This window comes from Litorivivens sp. (assembly GCF_041625495.1).
Classification (GTDB): domain Bacteria; phylum Pseudomonadota; class Gammaproteobacteria; order Pseudomonadales; family Spongiibacteraceae; genus Litorivivens.
This window is the reverse complement of sequence record NZ_JBFJTH010000185.1, coordinates 1-6,763: the sequence shown is the minus strand read 5'-3', so window position 1 is coordinate 6,763 and position 6,763 is coordinate 1. Positions and strand designations below refer to the sequence as shown.

Annotated in this window: 8 protein-coding genes and 1 pseudogene; 1 reads left to right on the top strand and 8 read right to left on the bottom strand. The window is 54.1% G+C overall.

The annotated features are described in order from the left end of the window. From ABYP39_RS16250 to ABYP39_RS16215, 8 genes are all read right to left on the bottom strand, one after another. Positions 1-395, bottom strand: a 395-nt coding sequence (locus ABYP39_RS16250) for a DUF1254 domain-containing protein (RefSeq protein ID WP_372765354.1), incomplete at its 3' end; no start/stop codon positions are given. After that, the gene (locus ABYP39_RS16245; RefSeq protein ID WP_372760738.1) at positions 392-991 is read right to left on the bottom strand and encodes a DUF1214 domain-containing protein; all 600 of its coding nucleotides are present in this window, start codon (positions 989-991) and stop codon (positions 392-394) included. The genes ABYP39_RS16250 and ABYP39_RS16245, both read right to left, overlap by 4 nt. A 20-nt stretch (positions 992-1,011) precedes the next feature. Next, the gene (locus tag ABYP39_RS16240) at positions 1,012-1,479 is read right to left on the bottom strand and encodes a hypothetical protein (RefSeq protein ID WP_372765356.1); all 468 of its coding nucleotides are present in this window, start codon (positions 1,477-1,479) and stop codon (positions 1,012-1,014) included. Between the two features lie 2 nt (positions 1,480-1,481). Then, positions 1,482-2,399: a haloalkane dehalogenase gene (locus tag ABYP39_RS16235; protein WP_372783587.1), complete on the bottom strand. Its 918-nt coding sequence runs from the start codon at positions 2,397-2,399 to the stop codon at positions 1,482-1,484. Further along, positions 2,396-2,770, bottom strand: coding sequence for a hypothetical protein (locus ABYP39_RS16230; protein ID WP_372783585.1), 375 nt, complete (start codon positions 2,768-2,770; stop codon positions 2,396-2,398). Before ABYP39_RS16230 ends, ABYP39_RS16235 begins: the two co-directional genes overlap by 4 nt. After that, a complete protein-coding gene (locus tag ABYP39_RS16225; protein ID WP_372760069.1) occupies positions 2,770-3,372 on the bottom strand; it encodes a hypothetical protein in 603 nt (200 codons plus the stop codon). Before ABYP39_RS16225 ends, ABYP39_RS16230 begins: the two co-directional genes overlap by 1 nt. A 2-nt stretch (positions 3,373-3,374) precedes the next feature. Then, on the bottom strand, positions 3,375-5,828 hold the full coding sequence (locus ABYP39_RS16220; protein ID WP_372783583.1) for a TonB-dependent receptor: 2,454 nt from the start codon (positions 5,826-5,828) through the stop codon (positions 3,375-3,377). Beyond that, a complete protein-coding gene (locus ABYP39_RS16215; protein WP_372749926.1) occupies positions 5,825-6,481 on the bottom strand; it encodes a hypothetical protein in 657 nt (218 codons plus the stop codon). Before ABYP39_RS16215 ends, ABYP39_RS16220 begins: the two co-directional genes overlap by 4 nt. Before the next feature lie 94 nt (positions 6,482-6,575). On the opposite strand from ABYP39_RS16215, the pseudogene ABYP39_RS16210 reads away from it, so the two are divergent. Beyond that, positions 6,576-6,763 (top strand): annotated as a pseudogene (locus ABYP39_RS16210) (glutathione S-transferase); the annotation flags it as partial.

Here is a 6,763-nt window from a genome sequence, read left to right as displayed (position 1 = left end):
GCGGCGCGCTGCTCGGGACCAATCAAGGTCACCTTGAGGGTTTCTCCTGCACGGGCTTCACCGCCACCTTTATTGGTAAAACCTGCGAAGTGATTGGTATTCATTTGGTAGAACTGCATCGACCAGTACCGACTCGGTACTTCAGCGCTTATTGCTACAGGACCATCAGTCAGATCATAGGCGCACATCGCATAAATAAGATCAGGGCTCGGCCGAACCACATCCCGGGAGCTTGCGTCTGGTGTGGGCGCCACGTTCAGCGTGTTGTGCGCATACCGCTGGCCAACCGCGCGATGTAATGCCTCCATGATCAGCTGCGGCGCCGCCATTGCGAGCAGGTATTGCCCGCCCCAGGCGCAAAGCAGAACAACGGCAATCGTACGCATAATTCTCATGCGCAGCCCTCCTTGCGAATCTCGGGTAGCGGTGCAGATGCCGGGTTATCGAGGTAATCTTTGCCAGGTGCATAGAGGCGCAACAGCAGGTCGAAGTCTTTTGCTGAAATTTTGCGCCATGCGGCGGCTCCTGCGGGACCAACGGGCAACCAGTCACCGGACTGCTCGGCGACCGACACACGGATTTCCCAACGGCCATCGGCATCACGGCTCAGGTTTTCGTTGTTGTATGAATAGCGATTGTCATTGTTGGGAATCAGATAATTGTCCCAACCGTAGGCGGTGATGCTCCACCAATCCGCGTCATACTCCCCGCCACGAACGACATATTCACAATCTAACCGCAAAGGCTCGCCATCAATGGTTTCGACAATGTAATAGACTGAGTTTTCCCGGGTGGATGCCAACAAGCCCCCCAGCGCAACCGCCGCGCGCAGCATAACGCCAGCATCAGCGGAGCCTGTATTGACATTCGTCTGCCAATTACCGTTTTGCACACTCATTGCATCCATCTGGCTGCGCAGGTTGTAAACCAGTAGCACCGCAGACAACGCAAAGATCGCAACTGCAAGAAACAAATACCTGATGACTAACATTTATCGATATTTCCTCGTGTTCAGGAAGCGCTTTTCCGCTCCCGCAGGGAAAGCACAAAAATCAGAATGGTTGCACCGAAAAACATTAATGTGCCTCGTGCACCACCCGGGGGCTCGTGCGCGTAGAATGTCGGGTCTAAAGGATGCTGGATACCGGCAACCACCCGGGTGATTTGCTCCAGCATCAGGATCAGCGCCATAAAAGGGATAAGGTTGCGGTAGCGAACCAGCACCGTAACCAGTATCAGCACGGTGATTACCTGCTGCCCACCCCAAAGGGATGCAAACAGATGGATCACCCGATCCGGATCTGGCGTGCCAGGAAATGTGATGATGGAGGCGATTGAATTGATACCCCCGTCGTCCTTCAAAAAATGCACGAAAGAGCGAAAGGTAAAGACCGCGGTCATCAGACAGAGCCCATAGAAAGCGAGCGGGCTCCCACGGTAGTCATTGTTTGCTTCTTTCGGGAATATTCGGTTAATCATTTTCAACCATCCTCTGATGTATTTAAAAAATTCGTTATCGCATGGACCAATTCTTCCGGCTTATCTTCCTGAGTGAAGTGACCTGCACCCGAAATTCGTTGGTGGGCCTGTCCGGCAGCACCGGGGATAACCTGCTGCAGATACTCGTCCGATCCACGTGTCATGGGGTCCCGCGTGCCAAACAATGTCAGAAACGGTTTACGAAGCTGGCTGAGCTTCTCCCATGCCAACAGGTTATCAGCAACACCCGGCATATTTGGATGCGTGGGTAGCAACTGTGGAAAGGCCAGAATGGCCGTCTGATACTTTCTCGATGGAAATGGAGCGACGTATGCTTCCAGTTCAGCCTCGCTGAAAGACGCTGTTTGTATCACCGACCGGATGGCATAACGCAGCGGGAAAATCGGCAGCAATTTCATACCCCACTGCCATATCCGCAATGCGCGCGGCACAGTTTGGCCGTCGCCCAACCCTGTATTCGATGCAACGACACGGTCGAAGCGCTCGGGATGTTTGGCAACCAGATGCAAACCAATGGTTCCGCCCCAGTCCTGACAAAACAGGGTAATGTGCTGGAGATCCATCGCCGTTAGCCACTTAGACATCCAGTCGATGTGTCTGGCCTGGGTGTAGTAACGTCGCTTTGCCGGCTTGTCACTTCTACCCAGACCGACCAAATCGACCGCGAGAACCCGCCTGCCGGTTTCCAACAAGCCGGGAATCATCTTGCGATACAGGTATACCCAAGTTGGATTGCCGTGCATCAACAGTATCGGCTCGGCATCTCGCGGACCCTCATCGATATAGTGCACACGGAGTTCAGTGCCATCATCATCGTTGATGTTAAGGTAATGGGGCTCGAAGTCGTAGCCAGGCAAATCCTGAAATCGACTGTCAGGTGTACGAAGTACTTTCATCATGTGTATAAATCCAAAATCGCCTGCACACATTGCTGCGGCTGTTCTTGCTGCGGAAAATGTCCGGCGTTCGTGATGGTGCGATGGGGCACACCGCGGCAGCCGGGGACACGCTTCAGTATCGGCGCCTTCAGCCCGCCGGTTACCGGATCCCCGTCGGAAAAGGCACACATGAAAGGCTTGTCGAATCGTTCCAGTACGCGCCAGGCTTTTCGATTCGCTGCAGTCTCCGCGTCGTCCAACAGAATCGTAGCGAGCGAAGGAAACCGCCGCGCTCCCGCCTTGTAGCTGTCATCCACCGCCAAATAGTGTGGTGCAAACGGGTAGTCGGCGAGATCCTCGAAACGACTATCGGGAGTGCGCAGGAATTGCATCAGGCGATCAGGTACTGACAGGTCATTGCGATAAATGCCAACAACAGCGGCACTAGAAATTTAGGACCGCCACCCACGACAAAATAGGGACTAGCGGGAAAGGCAATAGTTTTTAGCAAAGCATTCACTTTGTGGTGATGAGTGTCGGTAAAAGCATCGCCAGATAGGGCATTCAACATGCTGCGTCGCGAGCGATAGCGGATCAGCGCCGCCAAATGCCAATCGTCACCGTTTTCCACACCCCACAGTTCCACGTTCTTTCCCGCGCCACGGGCCACAGCCAGTGGGTGGCCGCCACTGCGTAACAACGCACCGAGAAACGCCTTCTGATAGATGTTCAAGGTTTTTACCGACTCACGCACCGGCGGGTTGTAGGCGATCAGATTGACCATCACGAAATCCCGGCCATCGTCGGCTTCGCAAAATCGCCGCAAACCCTCGAACTTTTCTTGCTCCTCCACACCTAGCTGATCGACATCAACCCGCGCAAAGAACTCGTCAATCTCATCCTGGCGCAACCGCCCATCAAAACCGTGGTACCAAATATAAAAAACCGCATACACAGCAAGGGCGCCTCCCCAAATCAGCACGGGGCTTATCATGACTAGTCGCCTCCAATCGATGCCGCATCTGCACCGAAGCTATAGCGAATATCCAACGACACCAGCGGCTCGTCAGTCAGCACCGCAGCGGCGTAATTACCCGGATTACTGGGCAGGTCATTAAAAACGACGCTGTGAGATTCGCGGGTCAGGTTTTTCGCATTCAGGATAAAACGCCAGTTGCCATTGCGTTGTGCCAAACCCATCCGGAAATTCACCGTCGTTCTGGCGTCCTGCAAGGACACGGGATCGTTGTCGATGTTCTGAAAAAATTCATCCTCGTACTGGATATCCAGCCCCAGCAACAGGCCCCAATGCTCACCGATTGGCAGTCGTACTGTTGGGGTCAGGCTGGCAGTCCAGACCGGTGCATACTGCACCTGCGCACCGGTCAGATCCTGACGAACGTCGCCGCGCACCGGCAGGAGGCCGCCGGGATCCATTGGCAGGAGGCCGCCGGGATTCATTCGCTGTGTGCCGCAGCCCGGCGGATTGTCGGCGACGTCAGCACCGGCGATGCCAGGGGCGCAGGGAAAGGAATCGTAGGTTGCCTCGGTGTAGCCGATACTTCCGGATACGGAAAGGATTGGTAGTGGTGGCAACCAGGTAAAATCCAATTCGACGCCACGGCCCGTTGCATCGTCCGCGTTCAAGGTGGTTAATTGCGATCCGTTATAGGCGAATATTTGCAAGTCGGTATACTGTGTCTCGTATACGGTCAGGTTCAGTTGCAAAGACCGATCAAATAAGTAGCTCTTGATACCGATTTCTTTCGAAAAAGCCTCTTCCGGGCGATAGGTCAAATCCACAGGGGCGACGACCGGCCCACTCATGCCACCGCTTTTGAAAGCCTGGGCGACGCTGGCAAACAGTCGAAAATCTTCAACTGGCTCCCAGGAAATCGCCAGCTTTGGCGACAGATCGTTTTCCGTTTTGTCATAGGTCTCGGTAAAATTTTCCGCCCCCGCAACCGCATTGGCGATCACAACGCTGTCATTCAGCGAATAGGTAGAGGCCTGCTTCCGCTCGCTCGTGTACCGCAATCCGAGAGTTGCGTTTAGCGTGTCGGTGAAGTGCCAGTCTCCCTGCAGGAACACCGAATTCGCCTTCGAATCGACCTGCACCGCACCTTCAATAAACAGGGTGTCACCCTGACCCTCCACAGAACCTTCGGCAGCCAGCAGTGCACGGGCTGCAGCGTCTTCCGAGCCACGTGGCAATCCGGCACTCCCGGCACGGAGCAAATCGTCCAGTTGATCCAGCTGCAGCACCGAGCGTTGGGTAGAGCCGTTCTCGAACTGGTAGTGCAACACACCAAACATCAAATCCAGGCCGGTGCCCCATCCAAAGGGTGCGCCGGTGCGCCCATCAAAGCGAATCTCTACCGACGTCTGTTCGTAGCGATCTGTTGGGAGCGTGGTCAACGTCGAAAAGAATATTGGGCTAAAGTCGGTATCGAGCTCAGCGGGTGAAGTGATTTTGGAACGATTCGCGGTTATTTCTGCATTGAAGTCATCAAAAAATGCCAGTTCACCCAGTGCGTGAAGATACCGAAACGTCAGAGACTCAGATTCACGATTTGACGAACCGCCCTGAATAGACTGATTGCCATCCGCTTCTCGATCAACTCTCGGATCGTGCTTGCGCCATTCTTCGATGGCACGATCGGTCGCTCCCACAATCTGATACGGCGTGCTAACGGTCTCTGCCTCAGCTTCAAAATAATCCAGCCCCAAAACCACGTCGTCGCTCACGTCCCAAAGTAGCTTGAATCTGCCGGCGAACTGGTCGAATAGCGTACCCTCCTCATCAGTGGTTGTGTTATAGATGTTCGACTCACGGTACCGATCGCGGATTGCAATCCTTGCACCCAACCTTTCGGGAATAATCGGAAAAGACAGCGCAGCGTCGACACGCTTTTCGTTCAGGCTTCCCGCAGCGACATTGATATAGCCACCCCACTCGGCATCTGCGGGTTTAGTCGTAAAATTAAGCACACCCGCCACGGTATTTTTTCCAAACAGCGGTCCCTGCGGCCCGCGCAATACCTCTACGCGCTCTACATCGTAAACACCATCTGCGGTAAACGTAGTGCGCCCATAGGAAACGCCGTCAATAACGAGTGCTGCCGAGGGCTCAATATGCCGTCCCTGGGCTGGCGTACCAAACCCTCGAATGGTAAATGTGGGCACCGAATTGGAGTCGACATACTTGACGTTTGGTGTGTAAGCCACCATGTCTTGAGCATCCAGCGCCGCGTTCTCCGCCATCGCCTTGCCATCAATGACCGAGACCGACGCGGGCACGTCGATCAGGCTCTGTTCCTGCTTCTGCGCGGTAACGATCACCTCTTCCAAAACACGGCGTTTTTCCTGGGCAATGGCGTTAACCACCATAAACGGTGTAAAGCACAGCATTGTGATTTTGAAAAAGCGCTTTTGTATTCGTCGGTTCATATATTTATTCCTGACAAATTTTTGGGGTTATTGCGTTTTCCGGATATCAGCAGATTGATCAATGCACACAGGGTGAGTAGCAACAGCCCGAGCACAAAGCGCAAATCCGAGTAGTACAGCAATGGGGACACGGGAAATGCCACGGTCTTGTCCAGCGCCGCGATTTTGTAATCATGCCGACCGGCAAACTCCGGATTGGTCACGATTTCCAGCATGTCGCGCACACTGCGGTATCGCATCAATACCGCCTGATCCCATTCATGGGCGCCGGGCAAGCCCACCAAGTCCACTACTGGCCCGATGGCAGGCCCGTAGAATGCAGGATGGCATGCGCGACGGAGCATTGCTGGAAACATGAATTCCATATAGCGCGCCATCAGATCATCGGCGCTTGCACCAGGCTCTACACCACCAATGGTCGGCGGGTTTTCATTGAGATCGACAATATTGACCATGATGAACTGCCCGCCTTTGTCGCCTTCGAGGAAACCCCGGATCTGCTCGACATCGGCTTCTACGCCATCAGTTTCCGCCATCAGCTGCAGGTAGTGCTCAACCTCCGCAGCGGTCAACGGCCCACCGGTATTGGTGTACCAAAATGTAAACAGCAACCAGATGGCGAGGCCGGTACCCCAGATAAACTTGCTTGTCATAGTCGAAATAATTCATTGCATTAATTAATTCATTGAATTATATTGTGCACATCTCGAACATAAGTCAATACCCCTACATCAAAATTCACCGTCCATGACCAAGCCATTCCAACTCTTCGGTATTCCAAGCTCCCTTTATACGGGGAAGGCACGCAGCTACCTGCGCAAGCAGGCCATCCCTTTTGAAGAACAGGGGATTTGGGCCGATGCCTACCAGCACCAGACACTGCCTCAGATTGGCCGTACCATCATGCCGGTGGTGATTTGCCCCGATGGCACGGT

Coding starts and splice junctions, on each gene's coding strand:
- ABYP39_RS16245 (WP_372760738.1), bottom strand. CDS start 991: ATGTTAGTCATCAGGTATTTGTTTCTTGCAGTTGCGATCTTTGCGTTG.
- ABYP39_RS16240 (WP_372765356.1), bottom strand. CDS start 1,479: ATGATTAACCGAATATTCCCGAAAGAAGCAAACAATGACTACCGTGGG.
- ABYP39_RS16235 (WP_372783587.1), bottom strand. CDS start 2,399: ATGATGAAAGTACTTCGTACACCTGACAGTCGATTTCAGGATTTGCCT.
- ABYP39_RS16230 (WP_372783585.1), bottom strand. CDS start 2,770: ATGCAATTCCTGCGCACTCCCGATAGTCGTTTCGAGGATCTCGCCGAC.
- ABYP39_RS16225 (WP_372760069.1), bottom strand. CDS start 3,372: ATGATAAGCCCCGTGCTGATTTGGGGAGGCGCCCTTGCTGTGTATGCG.
- ABYP39_RS16220 (WP_372783583.1), bottom strand. CDS start 5,828: ATGAACCGACGAATACAAAAGCGCTTTTTCAAAATCACAATGCTGTGC.
- ABYP39_RS16215 (WP_372749926.1), bottom strand. CDS start 6,481: ATGACAAGCAAGTTTATCTGGGGTACCGGCCTCGCCATCTGGTTGCTG.